The sequence below is a fragment of the Alteromonas macleodii ATCC 27126 genome (assembly GCF_000172635.2).
Classification (GTDB): Bacteria; Pseudomonadota; Gammaproteobacteria; order Enterobacterales; family Alteromonadaceae; genus Alteromonas; species Alteromonas macleodii.
This window is the reverse complement of the sequence record NC_018632.1, coordinates 3,283,265-3,301,481: the sequence shown is the minus strand read 5'-3', so window position 1 is coordinate 3,301,481 and position 18,217 is coordinate 3,283,265. Positions and strand designations below refer to the sequence as shown.

Annotated in this window: 15 protein-coding genes; all 15 read left to right on the top strand. The window is 46.1% G+C overall.

Features of this window, described 5'->3' with window-relative positions:
• Window positions 1–2 precede the first annotated feature (2 nt).
• Window positions 3–1,232 carry a cell division protein FtsA gene (gene ftsA / locus MASE_RS14125; RefSeq protein WP_014950425.1) on the top strand — a complete coding sequence of 410 codons (1,230 nt, stop codon included), beginning with the start codon at window positions 3–5 and terminating at the stop codon, window positions 1,230–1,232.
• Window positions 1,233–1,341: 109 nt separating this feature from the next.
• The gene (ftsZ, locus tag MASE_RS14120) at window positions 1,342–2,508 is read left to right on the top strand and encodes a cell division protein FtsZ (protein ID WP_014950424.1); all 1,167 of its coding nucleotides are present in this window, start codon (window positions 1,342–1,344) and stop codon (window positions 2,506–2,508) included.
• 214 nt (window positions 2,509–2,722) lie between these two features.
• Complete coding sequence (lpxC, locus tag MASE_RS14115; RefSeq protein WP_014950423.1) at window positions 2,723–3,634, top strand: UDP-3-O-acyl-N-acetylglucosamine deacetylase; 912 nt, start codon at window positions 2,723–2,725, stop codon at window positions 3,632–3,634.
• Between the two features lie 208 nt (window positions 3,635–3,842).
• Window positions 3,843–4,721 carry a M23 family metallopeptidase gene (locus MASE_RS14110; RefSeq protein ID WP_014950422.1) on the top strand — a complete coding sequence of 293 codons (879 nt, stop codon included), beginning with the start codon at window positions 3,843–3,845 and terminating at the stop codon, window positions 4,719–4,721.
• A gap of 181 nt (window positions 4,722–4,902) precedes the next feature.
• A complete protein-coding gene (gene secA, locus MASE_RS14105) occupies window positions 4,903–7,611 on the top strand; it encodes a preprotein translocase subunit SecA (RefSeq protein ID WP_014950421.1) in 2,709 nt (902 codons plus the stop codon).
• Window positions 7,611–7,991, top strand: a complete 381-nt coding sequence (mutT, locus tag MASE_RS14100) for an 8-oxo-dGTP diphosphatase MutT (protein ID WP_014950420.1) — start codon at window positions 7,611–7,613, stop codon at window positions 7,989–7,991. The genes secA and mutT overlap by 1 nt, the downstream gene beginning before the upstream one ends.
• 374 nt (window positions 7,992–8,365) lie before the next feature.
• Window positions 8,366–10,273 (top strand): methyl-accepting chemotaxis protein, encoded by a 1,908-nt coding sequence (locus tag MASE_RS14095; protein ID WP_014950419.1) that lies wholly within the window; start codon window positions 8,366–8,368, stop codon window positions 10,271–10,273.
• Window positions 10,274–10,309: 36 nt separating this feature from the next.
• On the top strand, window positions 10,310–11,857 hold the full coding sequence (locus MASE_RS14090) for a chemotaxis protein CheW (RefSeq protein ID WP_014950418.1): 1,548 nt from the start codon (window positions 10,310–10,312) through the stop codon (window positions 11,855–11,857).
• A gap of 19 nt (window positions 11,858–11,876) precedes the next feature.
• Window positions 11,877–12,914 carry a chemotaxis protein CheB gene (gene cheB, locus MASE_RS14085; RefSeq protein WP_014950417.1) on the top strand — a complete coding sequence of 346 codons (1,038 nt, stop codon included), beginning with the start codon at window positions 11,877–11,879 and terminating at the stop codon, window positions 12,912–12,914.
• 14 nt (window positions 12,915–12,928) lie between these two features.
• On the top strand, window positions 12,929–13,570 hold the full coding sequence (locus MASE_RS14080) for a HEAT repeat domain-containing protein (RefSeq protein ID WP_014950416.1): 642 nt from the start codon (window positions 12,929–12,931) through the stop codon (window positions 13,568–13,570).
• Window positions 13,563–14,417, top strand: coding sequence for a CheR family methyltransferase (locus tag MASE_RS14075; protein ID WP_014950415.1), 855 nt, complete (start codon window positions 13,563–13,565; stop codon window positions 14,415–14,417). The genes MASE_RS14080 and MASE_RS14075 overlap by 8 nt, the downstream gene beginning before the upstream one ends.
• A 1-nt stretch (window position 14,418) precedes the next feature.
• On the top strand, window positions 14,419–14,796 hold the full coding sequence (locus tag MASE_RS14070) for a response regulator (protein WP_014950414.1): 378 nt from the start codon (window positions 14,419–14,421) through the stop codon (window positions 14,794–14,796).
• On the top strand, window positions 14,789–17,419 hold the full coding sequence (locus MASE_RS14065) for a chemotaxis protein CheA (RefSeq protein WP_014950413.1): 2,631 nt from the start codon (window positions 14,789–14,791) through the stop codon (window positions 17,417–17,419). The genes MASE_RS14070 and MASE_RS14065 overlap by 8 nt, the downstream gene beginning before the upstream one ends.
• Window positions 17,410–17,667, top strand: coding sequence for a hypothetical protein (locus MASE_RS14060; protein ID WP_014950412.1), 258 nt, complete (start codon window positions 17,410–17,412; stop codon window positions 17,665–17,667). Before MASE_RS14065 ends, MASE_RS14060 begins: the two co-directional genes overlap by 10 nt.
• Window positions 17,664–18,200, top strand: coding sequence for a ParA family protein (locus tag MASE_RS14055; protein ID WP_014950411.1), 537 nt, complete (start codon window positions 17,664–17,666; stop codon window positions 18,198–18,200). The genes MASE_RS14060 and MASE_RS14055 overlap by 4 nt, the downstream gene beginning before the upstream one ends.
• The last annotated feature ends 17 nt before the right edge of the window (window positions 18,201–18,217 follow it).

Sequence of the window (18,217 nt, the reverse complement as noted above, 5' to 3'; positions counted from 1 at the left end):
CCATGTCAAAACCTGCTGAACGCAATTTGATTGTAGGACTAGATATCGGCACCAGCCAAGTAAAAGCTGTGGTGGGTGAATTACTAGAAGATGATCAAATCAGTATTGTTGGCGTGGGCACCCATGCATCGAAAGGCATGGATAAGGGCGGCGTTAACGATTTGAACCTGGTGGTTAAGTCAGTGCAGCGTGCTGTGAACGAGATGGAGTTAATGGCAGATTGCCGTGTGTCTTCAGTTTTCATGTCTATCTCGGGTCGCCACGTTAAGTGCCAAAATGAAAATGGCATGGTACCGATTAACAATCAGGAAGTAACACAAGAAGACGTAGATAACGTTATTCATGCAGCGCGCAGTGTGCCAATTGCAGCTGAACGTCGTCTACTACACGTGTTACCACAAGAATTTACTATTGATGTGCAGGAAGGGATTAAAAACCCTATTGGTATGTCAGGAGTAAGAATGGAAGCTGATGCTCACATTATTACCTGTGCCGACGATATGGCAAAAAATATGGTGAAATGTGTAGAGCGTTGTGAACTTAATGCCGATCAGTTGATCTTCTCAGCATTGGCATCGAGTTATGCGGTTCTCACTGACGACGAGCGTGAGCTTGGCGTATGCGTGGTTGATATCGGTGGCGGCACAATGGATATGGTTATATTCACAGATGGTGCCATTCGTCACACCGCCGTTATACCGGTTGCGGGTAATCAAATTACTAGTGACATCGCTAAAATATTTAGAACGCCTATTAGCAATGCAGAAGAAATTAAGGTGAATTACGCCTGTGCATTGAAAGATATGGTGAGTATGGAAGACAGCATTGAAGTACCTAGCGTGGGTGGACGCCCAGCTAGAGTGATGTCTCGCCATACGTTAGCTGAGGTTATAGAACCTCGCTATCAAGAGCTTTTTGAGCTGGTACATGATGAAATTCGTGCCAGCGGTCTGGAAGAGCAAATCGCAGCAGGTCTTGTACTTACTGGCGGTACCGCTAAGATGGAAGGTGCTGTGGAATTTGCCGAAGAACTTTTCCAGATGCCCGTGCGCGTGGGCAAACCCATCAACGTAAAAGGCTTCTCCGAATATGTTGATGATGCTGGCTTTGCGACAGTCGTAGGACTGCTGCAATATGGCAAAGTACAATCTGATAATAAGAAGTCCAGTACGCAGAAGACCGGTGAAAGTTTATTTCATCGAGTGCAAAGCTGGTTTAAAGGTGAATTTTAATTTTATTTTGGGGGCGCTATAGCTACGGCATCAAGGCTAGCAGGAAGCAATTAGCCTAAGGGAATGACCTGGCGTAGTGTTTAAAAAGACGTACAACCGGAGAGTAAGTATGTTCGAATTAATGGATAGTCACGGCGAAGAAGCCGTAATCAAAGTCATCGGTGTCGGTGGCGGCGGCAGCAATGCTGTTGAGCACATGGTGTCTCAAAGCATTGAAGGCGTAGAATTTATTGCAGTTAATACCGATGCACAGGTGCTTCGTAGCTCAAGTGCAGACGTTACACTTCAAATTGGTTCAAGTGTAACGAAAGGGTTAGGTGCGGGGGCTGATCCGAACATTGGTCGTGAAGCAGCACAAGAAGACAGAGAAACCATTCGTCAGGCGCTAGACGGTGCAGATATGGTTTTCATCACTGCCGGTATGGGTGGTGGTACAGGTACGGGTGCAGCGCCAGAAGTGGCGAAGATTGCACGTGAAATGGGTATTCTTACGGTAGCTGTGGTAACTAAGCCATTCCCATTTGAAGGTAAAAAGCGTACTTCGTTTGCTGAACAGGGTATTGTCGAACTGTCTAACAACGTTGACTCGTTAATTACTATTCCAAACGAAAAACTACTTAAAGTAATGGGTCCGGGCACGCCGCTTCTTCAAGCGTTTAGCGCAGCAAATGACGTATTACGCGGTGCAGTTCAAGGTATTGCTGAACTGATTACCCGTCCTGGTCTAATCAACGTTGACTTTGCAGACGTACGTACTGTTATGTCTGAAATGGGTAAAGCCATGATGGGTAGTGGTGCTGCAAGCGGTCCTGACCGTGCTGAAGAAGCTGCTGAAGCAGCGATTGCTAGCCCACTTCTTGAAGATATCGATTTGTCAGGCGCGCGCGGTATTCTTGTGAATATTACGGCTGGTCCAGATTTCGCTATCGACGAGTTCGAGACTGTAGGTAACGCCGTTAAAGCATTTGCTTCAGAAAATGCCACAGTGGTTGTGGGTACGGTTATCGATATGGAAATGACAGATGAGCTTCGCGTTACGGTTGTTGCAACCGGTATTGGCGCAGAGCGCAAGCCTGACATTTCGCTAGTTAGCTCTGAAGGTTCTCGTCTAACTCAGCCAGCAAAAGAATATGGTAGCACGCAATCAAGTGAGCCACGTTCTGCAGTAGGCGGTACAGAGGGTAACCAGGCGCTAAAAGCTGATGATAGTGCGCAGCCAGACAACGATTTGGAATACTTAGATATTCCTGCGTTTCTTCGTAAGCAGGCAGACTAATTTAGCTGCTTGAAACGGAAGGGAATTATTTTGCGTTTGTGATGTCTTACCCAGTAAGGTGTATTTACACAACGTGAAAAATTTCGCGTGGATAGGTTGATTAAATACGTAATCTGACAGAGTAAAATCCGTCAGATCGGGTGTTTTTTGACATGTGAGTAATAACTCACTATAATTCGCGCCCGCTTTTTTTAATAGGTAAAAGCTTAAGCAGATGATTAGACAACGTACAATCAAGCAATCGGTACAAGAGACCGGAATTGGGCTTCATAAAGGGGAAAAGGTCACAATGACTCTCCGACCTGCGCCAGCAAACACGGGTATCGTGTTTAGGCGTGTTGACCTTGAACCACATGTTGACATACCTTCGCGTGCGAACGCGGTAGGTAATACCATGCTGTGTACGTGCCTGAATAACGAAGACGGTGTGACTATCCAAACGGTAGAACACTTAGCGTCTGCGCTTGCAGGTTTAGGTATCGACAATATTATTGTTGAAGTAGACAGTAACGAGCTGCCAATTATGGACGGAAGTGCTAGCCCGTTCGTATTCTTACTTCAATCTGCCGGTATCGAAGAGCTAAACGCGCCTAAGCAATTTATTCGTATTAAAAAGCCAGTTCGTGTAGAAGATGGCGATAAGTGGGCCGAATTAGTGCCTTATGACGGTTTCCGCGTTGATTTCCAAATTGACTTTGATCATCCTGTGATCAGTCAAACTCGTCAGCATATGGTGATGGATTTTGATTCATGCTCGTATGTGAACGAAGTAAGTCGTGCGCGTACCTTTGGCTTTATGCGTGACTTAGAGTACATGAATGCTAACAACCTAGCGTTGGGTGGCAGCATGGAAAACGCGGTGGCGCTAGACGAATTCCGCGTGCTTAATCCTGAAGGGCTACGTTACGACGATGAATTCTTAAAGCACAAGATTTTGGATGCTATTGGTGACTTGTACCTTGGCGGCCACAGTCTAATTGGTGAATTGCGTGCGTACAAAACAGGCCATGGTCTGAATAACAAGCTATTAAATGCAGTACTTGCGCAAAAAGAGTGTTGGGAGTTCGTGACCTACGACTCGCAGGAAACAGCACCAATTCGTTATGCTCAGCCCGCATTAGCGTAAGAATTTTAAAAAGCCGCCTTACGGGCGGCTTTTTTTCGTATGGCATTTACTGAAATAAATGATACAGTAGCCGAATAATTAATATAAATTTCACCCATGTGACATAAAAACTATAGGTCGAAGGTTGTCGCCTTTGGCTAAAAACACATTCATCGTTGTATGAAGTGGTATGAAAAGAGTGGCGTGAAACAGCAATTTTCTTCGTGGTATGAAACTAACAATTACACTCGCTGGTAAAAATAAACGCTATAGGCACAGTATTAGTGTCCGTACGCTTGTGAGCGCAACCGTGCTCTCGTCTATTTTTATGCTAGTGTCGAGCCGTTCAACAGAATCGGTATCAGAAGATATTGCACGAGTTCGTTTGGCGCAGACTGAAGTCAACGAACGACAAAAAGACGTTGAAGCGTTAAAACAGCAAACAACGGTCAAATTACAAGCTTTGCTTTCTCACGTCGCAGAGTTATCTGCGCAGGCTACATTGCTGGACGAGAAAGGTAAGCAAATCGCAACAGAATTAGGTATGTCAGCGGCTGACCTGGACGCTTTCGTACCGGTATCGATACCGGATAACCTTCAAGATGATCCCATCCTTCACGAAATAGCCAAACTAGAGCAATCACTCGATTTGAAGTCTCAACAGTTGTCTATGCTTGAAAGTTTGGTCAGGGGTCACCATATCCACGAACAGAGCCAATTATCTGGTCGTCCGATAGAGTCAGGGTGGTTGTCTTCTTATTATGGTATGCGGGCCGACCCGTTTACCGGCGAACCAACTATGCACAAAGGGCTAGATTTCGCTGGTAAGGCAGGGGAAAACGTAGTGGCAACTGCTGCAGGTATTGTGACCTGGGCGGGTGATCGCTACGGCTATGGCCAACTTGTAGAAATTGATCACGGTGATGGTTTTGTTACCCGCTATGGGCATAACGACACCCTTACTGTCTCAATAGGCGACGTGGTAACCAAAGGGGAACCTATCGCTAAAATGGGCAATACGGGGCGCTCAACTGGCGTTCATGTTCACTACGAAGTAATAAGAAACGGAAAACAAGTCGATCCTCTGCCTTTTGTCTACAAAAAGTAGCATAGGTAGCAGCCAGGTAATTCTCGTAGACGGTGCCTTTATTAATTAAAAGTCATCTAAAACGAAGAAGCATAATTTTAGAACATCGCAAAACACAACGTGGTTACCGTTGTGTTTTATACGTTTAATTTAGCTGTGCACATTGTGCGGCGCCTCGACAAGTAGTGGAATAATAAAGCTAATGTTTTCAAGCATCCTTCGAAAAGTATTCGGTAGTAGAAACGACCGACTATTAAAAAAATTACGCAAAAACGTAGATGCCATCAATGCACTGGAAGCAGAATTTGAAAAGCTTTCCGATGAGGCGCTAAAGGCTAAGACAGACGAATTTAAAGCGCGTATTGAAAAGGGTGAAACCCTTGACGATATTCTTGTAGAAGCCTTCGCTACTGTGCGTGAAGCAAGTAAACGCGTATACGGCATGCGTCACTTCGACGTTCAGATGCTAGGTGGTCAAGTACTTCACCAAGGTAAAATTTCAGAAATGCGCACGGGTGAAGGTAAGACGCTTACTGCTACCTTGCCAACTTACCTTAATGCTTTGTCTGGCAAAGGGGTTCACGTTGTTACTGTGAATGATTACCTTGCTCGTCGTGATGCTGAGTGGAGTAATCAGTTATTTACTTACCTAGGTATGCGTGTGGGCTGTAACGTGCCTGGTATGTCGCCGCAGCAAAAGCGTGAAGCTTATCAAGCTGACGTAACCTATGGTACGAACAACGAATTTGGTTTTGACTACCTTCGTGACAATATGGCATTTAGCCCACAAGACCGCGTACAGCGCCCGCTTAACTATGCGGTAGTGGATGAAGTTGACTCAATTCTTATCGACGAAGCCCGTACACCACTTATTATTTCTGGTCAGGCCGAAGATAGCTCAGAGCTGTATCGCCGCATCAACACCATTATTCCTAAACTTGTTCAGCAAGAAAAAGAGGATGAAGAAGGCCAAGAGGGCGATGGTGACTACACGATTGACCTTAAGGCAAAACAAATTCATCTTACCGAGCGCGGTCAAATTCACGTTGAGGAAATTCTTCAACAAGAGGGCATGCTGCCTGAAGGCGAGTCGCTGTTTGCTGCAGGTAATATTTCACTGCTTCATCATATTAACGCTGCGCTTCGTGCACACAAGTTGTTTGCTAAAGACGTAGACTACATCGTTAAAGAAGACCAAATCGTTATTGTTGACGAGCATACGGGTCGTACGATGGAAGGCCGTCGCTGGTCTGAAGGTTTACACCAAGCTGTAGAAGCGAAAGAAGGGGTTCGTATTCAAAACGAAAACCAAACCCTTGCGTCAATTACCTTCCAGAATTATTTCCGCTTGTATAACAAGCTTGCGGGTATGACAGGTACAGCAGATACAGAAGCCTTCGAATTTAATCATATTTACGGCTTAGAAACGGTAGTTATCCCAACAAACCGTCCTATGCAGCGTAAAGATATGGCTGACCTCATCTACCTAACGGCAGAAGAAAAATACGAAGCCATTGTTGAAGACATTAAAGAGTGCGTTAAACGCGGTCAACCTACGCTTGTGGGCACTGTGTCTATCGAGAATTCAGAACTCATTTCTCGCATTCTTAAGAAGTCGAAAATTCCTCATAAAGTGCTTAACGCTAAGTTCCACGAACACGAAGCAGATATCGTCGCTCAGGCTGGTAAGCCAGGCGCGGTTACGATTGCGACTAACATGGCAGGTCGTGGTACCGATATCGTGTTAGGTGGTAACTGGCAGGCAGAAGTAGAAAAGATTGAAAATCCAACTGAAGCGCAAATCGAGAAGATCAAAGCCGAATGGAAAGAAAGCCATGACGCTGTGCTTGCCTCAGGTGGTTTACACATTATTGGTACAGAGCGTCACGAGTCTCGCCGTATTGATAACCAGCTTCGCGGTCGTTCGGGCCGTCAGGGTGACCCGGGTTCAAGCCGTTTCTACCTTTCATTAGACGACGCACTTATGCGTATCTTTGCCTCTGAAAAAATGGGCAACATGATGAAGCGTTTAGGTATGGAGCGTGGTGAAGCCATTGAGCATCCGTGGGTAACTCGCGCCATCGAGAATGCACAGCGCAAAGTAGAAGGTCGTAACTTCGACATTCGTAAGCAGTTGCTTGAATACGATGATGTGGCCAACGACCAGCGTAAAGTCATCTACGAGCAGCGCAATGAGCTTCTTGATGAAGGCGATATTAGCGAGACTATCGCGGCTATTCGTGAAGACGTTATTTCAAGTGTTGTCGATGAGTACATTCCGCCACAGTCTCTAGAAGAAATGTGGGATGTAAGCGGACTTGAAGAGCGCATGCGTGCCGATTTCGCCGTAGACTTGCCAATCAAGACCTGGCTTGAAAATGACGACAAACTTTACGAAGAGAAGCTTCGCGAGCGCATTCTTGCCGAAGTCGTTGATGCTTATAAGCAGAAAGAAGCGGTAGTGGGCGAGCAGGTACTGCGCCAGTTTGAAAAAGCGGTAATGCTTCAAAACCTAGACAGCCATTGGAAAGAGCATTTGGCGGCAATGGATCACCTGCGCCAAGGTATTCATTTACGCGGCTATGCGCAGAAAAATCCTAAACAAGAATACAAGCGTGAGTCGTTTGCTTTGTTCTCACAAATGTTAGAAGCGCTTAAAGTTGAAGTGATCACTATTCTTGCGCGTGTAAAAGTACAAGCTGAAGAAGACGTGCAAAAAGTAGAAGAACAACGTCGTCAAGCTGACGATGTGCCAAAGAACTTCGAGCACGAAGAAGCGAACGCAACGCCAGAAGAGGCAAGTGACAAAGTACGTACGCAAGTTCGCGAAGGTGCGAAAGTGGGCCGTAATGACCCATGTCCTTGTGGCTCTGGTAAAAAGTATAAGCAGTGTCACGGCAAGCTTAAGTAATGAAAGTAGTACATGTTGCTGTGGGCGTTATCGCCCGCGGCGATGAAATATTCATTACTCTTCGCCCTGACAATGTTCATCAGGGCGGAAAATGGGAATTTCCCGGCGGCAAAGTAGAAGACGGTGAGACCGTTCTACAGGCGCTGAAGCGAGAGCTTGCTGAAGAAGTTGGGATTATTGTGAACCGCAGCGAGCCTGTGATTGTGATCACCCATGATTACGGCGACAAGCAAGTTAAACTAGATGTTCATCGCGTGTGTGATTTTACCGGCGAGCCGCACGGCAAAGAAGGCCAACAGTCGCGGTGGGTCAAGGTAACGTCACTAAAAGCCTCTGACTTTCCTGAAGCAAACGTTCCCATAATTAACGCTTTACAATAGTTCTGCGTTATCCACCGTACAAAGTGAAGCGGCGTTCAGCCGCTTTTTTCTTATACCTAAGTATAAGTTGCTAATTCCTCGGTAATTTTTTTAAAAATTAATCTCAATCCTCAGAAGCGCATTAGACTATTGTACTTTGACAAAGTCGCTAGCATCATCTTTCTAGAACACACGTATATAAGTTTTTGATTTTATATTGATATGTAAAAAAGTGTCATTTATGACATTTGCGCCATTTTGCCGTTGAATTATGTTTCTACGGAAACAACGTACCCCTCTCCATACAAACGTATTTCGTTTAATACATTAATGCGCCCGGTTCTCAACGATATTTGAATAGTGTTTTTACAGCCATTCACATATCGAGGTTACTTATGGCGCTCAAAAAATCTACCGAACAAACAGTCGCTCCAGCAGTGCGAGTTGATGCAAAGATGCGTAAAGAAGCGGAAGAGGAGCGCCGCAAAGCAAGAACACTCGCGAGGCAGCAGCAAGCCGCAGAGCGCGTTGCTTCCGCCACGACTGAATTAGCAAGTGGTATAAATCAGGCCTCAAGCGCAACCGATCAGTTATCCACTGCAGTTAACGAAATTGCAGCAGGCGCCGAGGAATCGAGCAGTGCAAGCCAAGAAAGCTTAGCGGCTATCACTCAGATTTCAGGTGGCCTTGTTGCACAGCTTGAATTGGCAGGCTCGACAATGGACAAAACCAACGAGCTTCAAACGTACCTTGAGCGTGTGGTTGGCGATTTAAGCACCATGATGACCAGCGTTAAAACTGCGTCTGAGCATCAATCACGCTCAGTGGTCATGATGAGCGAGTTAGAGCAACAAGCATCAAACATCGGCGAAGCTGTCAAACAAGTGACCCGCATTGCTGATCAGACGAACTTGCTAGCGCTTAACGCTGCTATTGAAGCGGGACGCGCAGGTAAGCACGGGAAGGGATTTGCTGTAGTTGCCGATACGGTTCGCGCGCTCGCAGAAGTCTCAGACAAGAGTGCTGCTGATATAGCTAAGCAGATAGAGCGTATTCAAGAGCAATCAAATCGAGTCTCTGACGCCGTTAAATCCTCCTCAGAAGCAGCGCTTGAAGAAGTAACGAAAGGCGAAGCGGTTACAGAGCAACTCATTACGATTAAATCAGATATGCAAAGTATCGCAGACGGAGCAGGTGAGTTGCAGGCACAGGTCAAGGGGATGGATGCCGCAGCCAAAGAAATACAAACTGGTTCAGAAGCAATCTCGTGCGCAGCCGACGAGCAGTCAACCGCTGCCCAGGAAGTGTCATCTAATGTCTCTGAGCAGAGTGTTGCTTTGTCTCAAGCTGAACAGGCTGCACAGTCACTAGAAATAATCACCGAAGAGCTTAAAAACAGCACAGACATTAACAAGAGCGCAGAAGAGGTGGCATCGTCAGCTGAAGAGCTGTCAGCAACCCTCGAAGAAATCAATCGCTCATCAAGTGAAATAATGACGGCGTTGACTCAAGTGAATAACGGTTCGCAGCAGGCAGCAAGCTCTGTCGACCAAGCCGTGGGAAATATCGACCTGTTAAGAGAAGGTGTTGATAAAGCCTCAGCGCAGTGTGATGTAGCGTTAGAGAAAGGCAATGCTATCACTGGATTACTTAAAGAAAACCGTGCGCTGATTGAGGGAATGGTTAGCGGCATAAATCTGGCGCTTGAAACTAGCAAAGAAAATGTGAGTGCTATCAGTGAGATGGAAGTTATGACGCGCCAAATAGACAAGGTTATCGACACTATTACCACGGTATCAGTGAAAACCAGCATGTTGGCAGTAAACGGCGCAGTAGAAGCGGCGCGAGCAGGTGAGTATGGCAAAGGTTTTGCGGTTGTGTCTGCAGATATTCAAAGCCTAGCAGATGAAGCTGCTGAAAATGTAGAGCAGATAAAAGACCTCATCAAAGCCATTCAAGACCAGACAATGAGCGTAAAAACAGACTTAACTAATGTTGCTGAAAGTGCATCTAGAGAGGTCATGAAAGCGAAGCAAACTACGCAAGATGTCGAGCAAATTGCGACTGACATCAACGAAGTTGTGCAATATAACCAGGCAATGAAAGAGCGGGGTGAAGAAATTGCCGCGGGTGTTACACAGGCCCAGCGGGGACTAGAGCAAATTGCGACGGCAAATGAGCAAGCGAGCAGTAACTGTCAGCAGGCACTTAACGCAGCAGACCAGCAAAGCAAAGGCATGAAAGTGTTGGCCAAGTCCATTGAAGAAATTGCTTCAGTGGCTGACGAAATGCAAAACGGCTAATTGATAGCGCTTGTGTCTAATAGAGGAGCTTGCCTCATGAGTAACGAAAATACGAATAACGAGACCGCAAACGAAACTGAGCCAATGTCAGGTGGTGAACAACAGTTCGTGTCCTTCATGGTCAACGAGGAGCGTTTCACTTTTCCCATGCTTGCGGTGGGCGAAATCATTCGCGTACCGACTATGGTGTCTGTCCCCCTTGGTCCCGCACAAATGATTGGCTTAGCAAACTTACGTGGGAACGTGTTGCCCGTGTATGACTTAAGCACAATCTTACTTGGAGCGAAGTCACAAGAGAGTGACGTGACCCGCGTAGTTGTAGTGGAGTCTGAGCTTGGTAGCGTAGGATTTCTGGTAGACAGAGTACTGCGCGTCTACAGTGTTAGCAGCGATGCTGTTATCGATAAAACCTCAATGACGGATTCTATCGCCTACGACTATATGCAGGGCATCATTAAACAAAGCGACCAGCCTGTAGAGCAAATCCTTGATGTTTCTGCGCTTGCAAAAGCACAGGCAGTCGTCAAGCAAGATGGCAATACTATGCAGCTGTCGGGAATGCAGCATATTGATAACGATGCGCCTGAAGATTCTCAAGAGGACGAGAATTTGCAGCAGTTAGTGTGCTTTTCGCTAGAGGAACAAGAGTTCGCATTTCACCTTCAAGACGTAGAAGAAATTGTGCGTGTTCCCGCAGAGATATCGCAACTTCCGGACAGTGCACCTTCTGTTTTGGGGCTGGTCAATCTGCGCGGCCGCATCATTCCCATTGTCGACTTGTCGAACTCCATTGGCATGATGCGCACTGAAATTAACGAAGCATCGCGCATTGTAGTAACGCAAAACAGCGAGTTTGGTAGCGTTGGCTTTGTGGTAGCCAAAGTCAGTAATGTGGTGTCTATTTCTGAAGCTGAACTGGAATCTGTTCCTTCGGTATGTAATGACGGCGCGGAATCGGGGCTGCTTGAAGCGGTCTACCGCAGCGATGGCGGCAAACGTCTGGTGTCTATTATCAACCTTTCTAACATCTACAGCCGTGCGCTGATGAGCGCTTTAACCAGTCTTGATGCCGATATTCAGCAGGAGTCTCAAATGAATGATGGCAACGATTTAGCAATTGATGAAGATGACTGCGAGCAATACGTCATCTTTTGGATTAATGGGCAAGAATACGGTGTAAGCATTGACGATACGCAAGAGATTACGCGAGTACCAGAGAAGCTTGAAAGTGTGCCGAGTACGCCAGATTACCTGAAAGGTATTGTTAACCTTCGCGGTACAGTGTTGCCGGTTATCGACTTGCGTAGCCGCTTAGGCATGCCGTGCAGCGAAACGTCAGAACGTCAGCGCATCGTTGTTCTTACCAAGGATAAACAGCGTACCGGGTTTATCGTTGATGGCGTTGCCGAAGTGAAGACCGTCGTTAGACAGACTATTGAAGAAGCGCCTTCTCTTTCTGAGATGCAATCTGAGTTCTTAAACCGCCTGATTAAGCTGAACGATGAAAAACGCATTATTCAAATTATCGAGCCCAAAGTCTTGCTCGATGACAATGCGGTATCTAAAGCTCAAGAGCAATGCTAGCTAATATTCGAGGTTATTTATGACAGTAAAAGTACTTATCGTCGACGATTCCGCGTTAATGCGAAAGCTGTTTACGCAACTCTTCGAGAAAGAGGGCTTTATTGTTCAAGTAGCACGTAACGGCGAAGAAGCGCTAACTAAAGCTGTAGAGTTCGAGCCAGACTGTATAACACTGGACATTAATATGCCGGTAATGGATGGCATGACGTGTCTGGCGATGCTCAAGAAACTTTATCCTTGTCCTATTATCATGGTGTCTTCGCTCACGCAAAAGGGGGCCTCCATTACCCTAGAGGCACTCGCGCTTGGCGCAAGTGACTTTGTGTTAAAAACAGGGGGTACTGTTTCGCGGGATATTTCAGATTTAGAGGCGCCTTTAATAAACAAAATTCACGCCCTAGCCAAAACTGGCAAACCACAGCGTCCTACAATTAAACCGCCCCCAGTCGTGACACAGAAAGTTGTTCGCCACAAAACGAGCGTACCCTTTGAAGTCGTTCTGGTAGGCGTTTCCACTGGTGGTCCCAAAAAGCTTGAACACCTGGTAGCTAACTTAAGCCCCGCATTTCCGGTTCCTATCGTTATTTCACAGCACATGCCAGCCTCTTTCACCAGTGCGCTGGCTAAGCGCTTGGACGGAATCAGTCCGCTCAACGTGGTTGAGGTGAATGCGAAGATGCCCATAAAGGCTGGCAATGTTTATCTTGCAAAAGGGGATGCTGATCTTGCCTTCTCAAAAATCGGCGGTGAAGTCTCAGCGCGCCCTGTGCCATCAAGCCCAAGTTTTCTGTGGCATCCAAGTGTGGATCGTATGGTAGACAGCGCACTTAACTGCTACAAGCCACTTTCTATGCTGTGCGTACAGCTGACCGGAATGGGGTGTGATGGTGTTGCCGCTATGAGCAAAGCGTTTAAAGAAGGTGCGACAACGATCGCAGAGAGTGAGGCGACCTCAGTTGTCTTCGGTATGCCAAAAGAGCTTATTGAAGCGGGTTGCGCCAGCTTCGTACTAGATAGTCCCAAAGTCGCATCTAAATTGAACGCGCTTTGTCGTTAAGAGGAGAAGTAATTATGGGTCTCAAGAAGAAAGTAGAACCTATTGCCGATGTTTCCGATGACTTTGAGGAAAAGCGCGAACACCCTCGAACGAAAGAGCAACTCATTAGCGACCTAAACTCGAGCGACAGTGATGTGCGCCGGTGGGCAGTAAGAGATTTGAGTGGCCAAAAAGATGCGCACGACGCTTTTATATATCGATTGCCACAAGAAGATGACCCCACAGTGATCGAGGCTTTATTTAGTGCGCTCGAGCATGATATGACTCAAAGTCATGCCTCGCAGGTTATTACCATGCTTAAAAGCGAACACGTGCAATTGCGAAATGGGGCTATTGAGCTTATGCAGCAAAACCCTGATATTTTTGCTGCGAATGTCAATTTACTCATGCACGACGAGGACCCTGACACCCGTATTTTCTGCGTAGACATTATAGGTGCGGTTGCTCACATAGATGCAGTGAACTGGCTGCACCAATTCGCTCTAAATGACGACAATGAAAACGTTGTGGGTACTGCACTGGACAAACTGGCTGAAATTGCTGATGTGTCTACTTTGGATATTTTGCAAACTGTTGAAAGCCGATTTCCGAATCATAACTACATTCAGTTTGTTATTTCACTAATTCGTAATCAAGTGAGAAACGCCGATGAATAGTGTAGCACTAGACAAAATAGGTGCTGCCGATTTCGAACGGTTCCGCTCTATGTTTTACCGAAAAACCGGGATCCATTTCGAAGACTCGAAGCGCTATTTTGTAGACAAACGTCTTCATGAACGCATGAAGGCTACAGGTCATACGAGCTTTAAAGGTTACTTCACTTACATGCGATTCCAAGCGTCAGGTGAAGAATTTCAAAACCTCGTGAATTCAATGACTGTCAATGAAACGTATTTCTTTCGCGAAGAATATCAATTTGAAGCGATGACAAGAGAAATAATGGATGAGTTAGACGGTTATCGTCCTGCCGGAGAAGATTTGCGCATTTGGTCAGTACCCTCAAGTACGGGCGAAGAGCCATACTCAATAGCGATATATCTTATCGAGTATTGGAAAGGGTTGGCGCACAGAGATGTAGAGCTCATCTCTTCTGATATTGACAGCAACGTGCTGGCATCAGCAAAAAAAGGGCTTTATTCCAAGCGCTCTGTTCAGAACATTCCGCTCCCGCTGGTGAAGAAGTATTTCAAAGAAATCAATGGGCAATTCCAGCTTAGTGAAGATATTCGTGAGTCGGTGTCATTCACATTGGCTAATATTTTGTCGGGCAGCAACATGAAACAGTTTCGGCATTTTGACCTTATTTTTTGTCGCAACCTGCTTATTTATTTTGATGATGAATCTCGAAAAAAAGCGGCGCACGTGCTTTACGACGCCATGAAGCCTGGCGGCTATATCTTTTTGGGACACAGCGAATCTATGAGCCGTATTTCGTCTATGTTTAAAGTACGCAAATTCGGTGATGTGATTGCTTACCAGAAGCCACTTGCAGGAGGGGCATAACATGAAAACAGTAATGATTGTTGATGATGCCTCTACGGTAAGAATGTTCCACAAAATGCTGGTGACTTCGCCTGACAGAATTATCGAAGAGGCGGAGAATGGTGTAGAAGCGCTTGAGAAAGCTATAGGTACAAACGTGGACTTGTTCCTTGTTGATGTGAACATGCCAAAGATGGACGGTTATAGGCTATGTAAGGAAATACGGCTCAATGAGGCACTACGTGCTGTCCCCATTATCATGATAAGCACCGAGTCGGCTAATCAAGATGCCGAACGAGCCTATCAATGTGGAGCAAACTATTACATGACGAAGCCTGTGGATGCAGACACGTTGAAGTCAGTAGTAAGTGCAGTGATTGGGGGGGAAGCCAATGAGTGAATTACTTGATGTGTTTATTGGCGAGTCCCGCGAGAATTTAGAGTCGGCGAGCCAAGAGCTTTTAGAAATTCAGTCGTCGGGCCCAGCTTCTGAGCGTGTGGACAAAATTTTTCGCGACCTGCACACCATTAAAGGTTCTTCTGATTTATTTGATATTAAACCTTTAACTCGCTTGGCTCACGCAGCAGAAGATTTGCTTGATAGTGTAAGGTCTAACGAGGTCACCTACAGCGATGATATAGGCGATTTGTTGCTTGAAGCCTTAGACCAAATTTCAATATGGTTCGACGAGCTCGAAGTAGGTTCTCAGAATGTAGAGCAATGGAAACCAATATCGACACAGCTTAGTGCTCAATTAAGACACTTTATCGACCCGACAGCTTCGAGTGAAGTCGATGAAAGCAGCGCCACGGTTAACAACGAAAGCCCAATAGCTGACCCGCAAACGCTAAGCGAAGAGCACATAGCACTGATCGTCAATTTTGGTAGAAACGCTGACTTAGACCTACTTTGTAAAGCGACTGGCCCAGACTGCTATTTCATTCAGTACACGCCCGACGAAGGCTGCTTCTTTCGCGGAGAAGACCCAATAAATGTCACCGTAGCCTTACCTGGAATAAAGGCGTTTAATATTGAAATGCCCGAATTAGGCGAAGATGCAGATATCTATAACTGTTTCACTTCAATCAAAGCGCTTGGCGTTGCCGGCGAAGATGAAATTAAACAGCATATGGCGTATTACGAGGGGCAGTACTCTTGCGTTAGTTTTTCCACTCAAGCCTTAAAAGCTGCATGCACCGGTAAAATTCAAAAGTGCGTCGAGACTATCGACGACGAAACCTTAAACAGTGCCCTGAATGACACAGATATAGAGCAAGTGCATGCTAGCGCTGGACTACTGCTTGCCTCACTGAACTTTGACGACAGCGAAGATGGTAGCGCTAATAGGGCTGTGCTGAGCCTGCTATCTTCAATCGACGATTTGAGTTTTCTTAATAACGAAATCCGAGAGGATGGATGTTCAGGTAAAGACACTAATATGAATACGTCTCCTGAAGTCGGTAATAGTTCGGCAAACGAAGCAGGCGACTCAAAGAGAGAAGCGTCTAAGCCAAAAAACCTAGCATTGCATGAACGAGCAATGCTGACACAACAGCTCGCACTACTTAATTCGGATAACTATAAATCTGAGTTCATGTTTCCTTCTATCGCAGGGCTGGTGGGTAATATTCTGGGCGCTGAGTTTGAAAATGAGGACGCGCTGGCGGTTGCCATTAGTAACGCGTTAGATGAGGAAACAATTCAAGCGCAAGCAAATGACGATCAAGCACAACAGACGTCGAATGACGCGACAGCTGAGACTACACAGCCAGCTAATACACAGCCAGCTAAGGCACTAGAAACGACAGAAGACACAGCTGCTCCTGTAAAAGCTGAACGCCAAGCGGTGAAAATGCTCAAGGTCGATCAGTCAAAAATAGATTACTTAATGGACATTGTTGGCGAGCTAACCGTTGCCAAAAATTCTCTGCCTTATCTTGCAAAGCAGGCAGAAGAAGAGGGAGGCAGTAGAAAGCTCAGTAAGCAAATCAAAGCCCATTTTTCCATTGTTAACCGATTAACAGAATCGCTCCAAAGTGCAGTGCTTCAGATTCGTATGGTGCCTGTTTCCCACGTATTTCAACGCTACCCTCGCTTAGTGCGGGATTTAGCCAGAAAGCTCGATAAAAAAATCGAGTTGTGTATGCAGGGAGAAGATACCGAGTTTGACAAAAATTTAATTGAGTCCTTATCTGAACCGCTTATTCACTTGCTAAGAAATAGCATAGATCACGGCATAGAGTCTCCTGCAGAGCGGCTTGCAGCAGGAAAACCTGAAGTAGGTCGCATCGACCTCATCGCAACGCCGCTTGATGATAGTGTAATCATAGAGATTCGCGATGATGGTAAAGGCATTGACCCTCAAAAAATTAAGCTTTTGGCATTTCAAAAAGGGGTTATCAGCGAAACGCAGCTTGAAAACTTGGATGATAATGAAGCGCTACAGTTAATCTTTGCCGCTGGTTTTTCAACGTCTGAGCAAGTGTCAGATTTATCTGGGCGCGGCGTTGGAATGGATGCGGTAAAAACGATGGTTAGTCAGGCCGGCGGCACAATCGAAATGCAAAGCGAAGTGGGAGTAGGAAGTACTTTCAAACTATTGCTGCCCCAAACTATGTCAGTGAACCGAGTAATGATGTTCGAAGTGAACGACCAAATGTTTGGTGTTGGAATGGATGCCGTCGTTGAGACTGTCAAAGTGCCTACTGCCGATATCCAGCGTATTCGCAACGAACACGTACTGGTTATCCGCGAAAAGCTCATACCTCTTTGTGACTTGCGTGAAGCGTTAGGTTTCGAAGCAGCCGAAGAAAGGGAAGAGCATTCAATTCTTGTGGTATCAACGCCTCAGGGAGAGTTTGGATTAATCATTGATAAATTTCACGAAGGGATTGACGTTATTCAAAAACCGCTTGAAGGCGTGTTGGCCGGATACGCTCACTTCTCGGGAACGGCGCTGCTTGGCGACGGGCGTGTGTTATTGATTATCAACGTTCAAGAGGTATTAGCAAAATGCCTATAACTTACAAAAAGAAAGTCGCGGTCATGACCGGGCACTGTGAAATAGAAGAAGCTGAAGCGCTCTTTGCTTGGTTGAATGAAGAGACTTCCCGACAAGTTAATTTAAAAGCCTTAGGTAGCGCACATACCGCTGTGTATCAGGTATTGCTAGCGAAAAAGCCAAAAGTGAGCGTGTGGCCTGAAGCTGATGCACTATATTGGCTGACTGAAATGATGCAAAACAAGCAGAGTAAAGTGTGGTTCGAATGAGAGTGATCACGGTAGCTAATCGCAAAGGCGGTACGGCGAAAACCACTACGGTGGTAAATCTTGCTTATGGCTTCGCACAAGCGAATAAACGGGTCATTGTGTTGGATCTTGATAATCAAGGCCATGTTATGCATGGCTTAAAAGCACTAGGGTGCGTTCAACAAAGCGATATAACTGAACTGCCTCTCAACACCTTCTTTACCTCTATTGTGAAGTGCGCTGACAACATATATGCCACCGATGTTGATACTTGTAATGCGAATACAAATGAAGAAATCACGCTAGATGTATTGCGTAACTGGTGCGACTCGGAAGCGGTAACGAAACATTTCGATATTGTTCTTATTGATACGCCGCCAACATTGAGCCCGCAGCTTATGGCTGCGCTATCGGCAGCGACCGACATTATTATTCCAGCAACACCCCTTCCACTGGCAAGTGACGGTGTTCAGAAACTGCTCAATGCCTGCAGAAATGCAATGGCAGAGCGAAAGTTTAGAGCAACCAAACCACTATTTTACCTGTCATGGTAGAACAAAATCTAAAGCTG

Coding starts and splice junctions, on each gene's coding strand:
- secA (WP_014950421.1), top strand. CDS start 4,903: ATGTTTTCAAGCATCCTTCGAAAAGTATTCGGTAGTAGAAACGACCGA.
- MASE_RS14070 (WP_014950414.1), top strand. CDS start 14,419: ATGAAAACAGTAATGATTGTTGATGATGCCTCTACGGTAAGAATGTTC.
- MASE_RS14080 (WP_014950416.1), top strand. CDS start 12,929: ATGGGTCTCAAGAAGAAAGTAGAACCTATTGCCGATGTTTCCGATGAC.
- MASE_RS14095 (WP_014950419.1), top strand. CDS start 8,366: ATGGCGCTCAAAAAATCTACCGAACAAACAGTCGCTCCAGCAGTGCGA.
- MASE_RS14055 (WP_014950411.1), top strand. CDS start 17,664: ATGAGAGTGATCACGGTAGCTAATCGCAAAGGCGGTACGGCGAAAACC.
- mutT (WP_014950420.1), top strand. CDS start 7,611: ATGAAAGTAGTACATGTTGCTGTGGGCGTTATCGCCCGCGGCGATGAA.
- MASE_RS14060 (WP_014950412.1), top strand. CDS start 17,410: ATGCCTATAACTTACAAAAAGAAAGTCGCGGTCATGACCGGGCACTGT.
- ftsZ (WP_014950424.1), top strand. CDS start 1,342: ATGTTCGAATTAATGGATAGTCACGGCGAAGAAGCCGTAATCAAAGTC.
- MASE_RS14090 (WP_014950418.1), top strand. CDS start 10,310: ATGAGTAACGAAAATACGAATAACGAGACCGCAAACGAAACTGAGCCA.
- lpxC (WP_014950423.1), top strand. CDS start 2,723: ATGATTAGACAACGTACAATCAAGCAATCGGTACAAGAGACCGGAATT.
- MASE_RS14075 (WP_014950415.1), top strand. CDS start 13,563: ATGAATAGTGTAGCACTAGACAAAATAGGTGCTGCCGATTTCGAACGG.
- ftsA (WP_014950425.1), top strand. CDS start 3: ATGTCAAAACCTGCTGAACGCAATTTGATTGTAGGACTAGATATCGGC.
- MASE_RS14065 (WP_014950413.1), top strand. CDS start 14,789: ATGAGTGAATTACTTGATGTGTTTATTGGCGAGTCCCGCGAGAATTTA.
- cheB (WP_014950417.1), top strand. CDS start 11,877: ATGACAGTAAAAGTACTTATCGTCGACGATTCCGCGTTAATGCGAAAG.
- MASE_RS14110 (WP_014950422.1), top strand. CDS start 3,843: ATGAAACTAACAATTACACTCGCTGGTAAAAATAAACGCTATAGGCAC.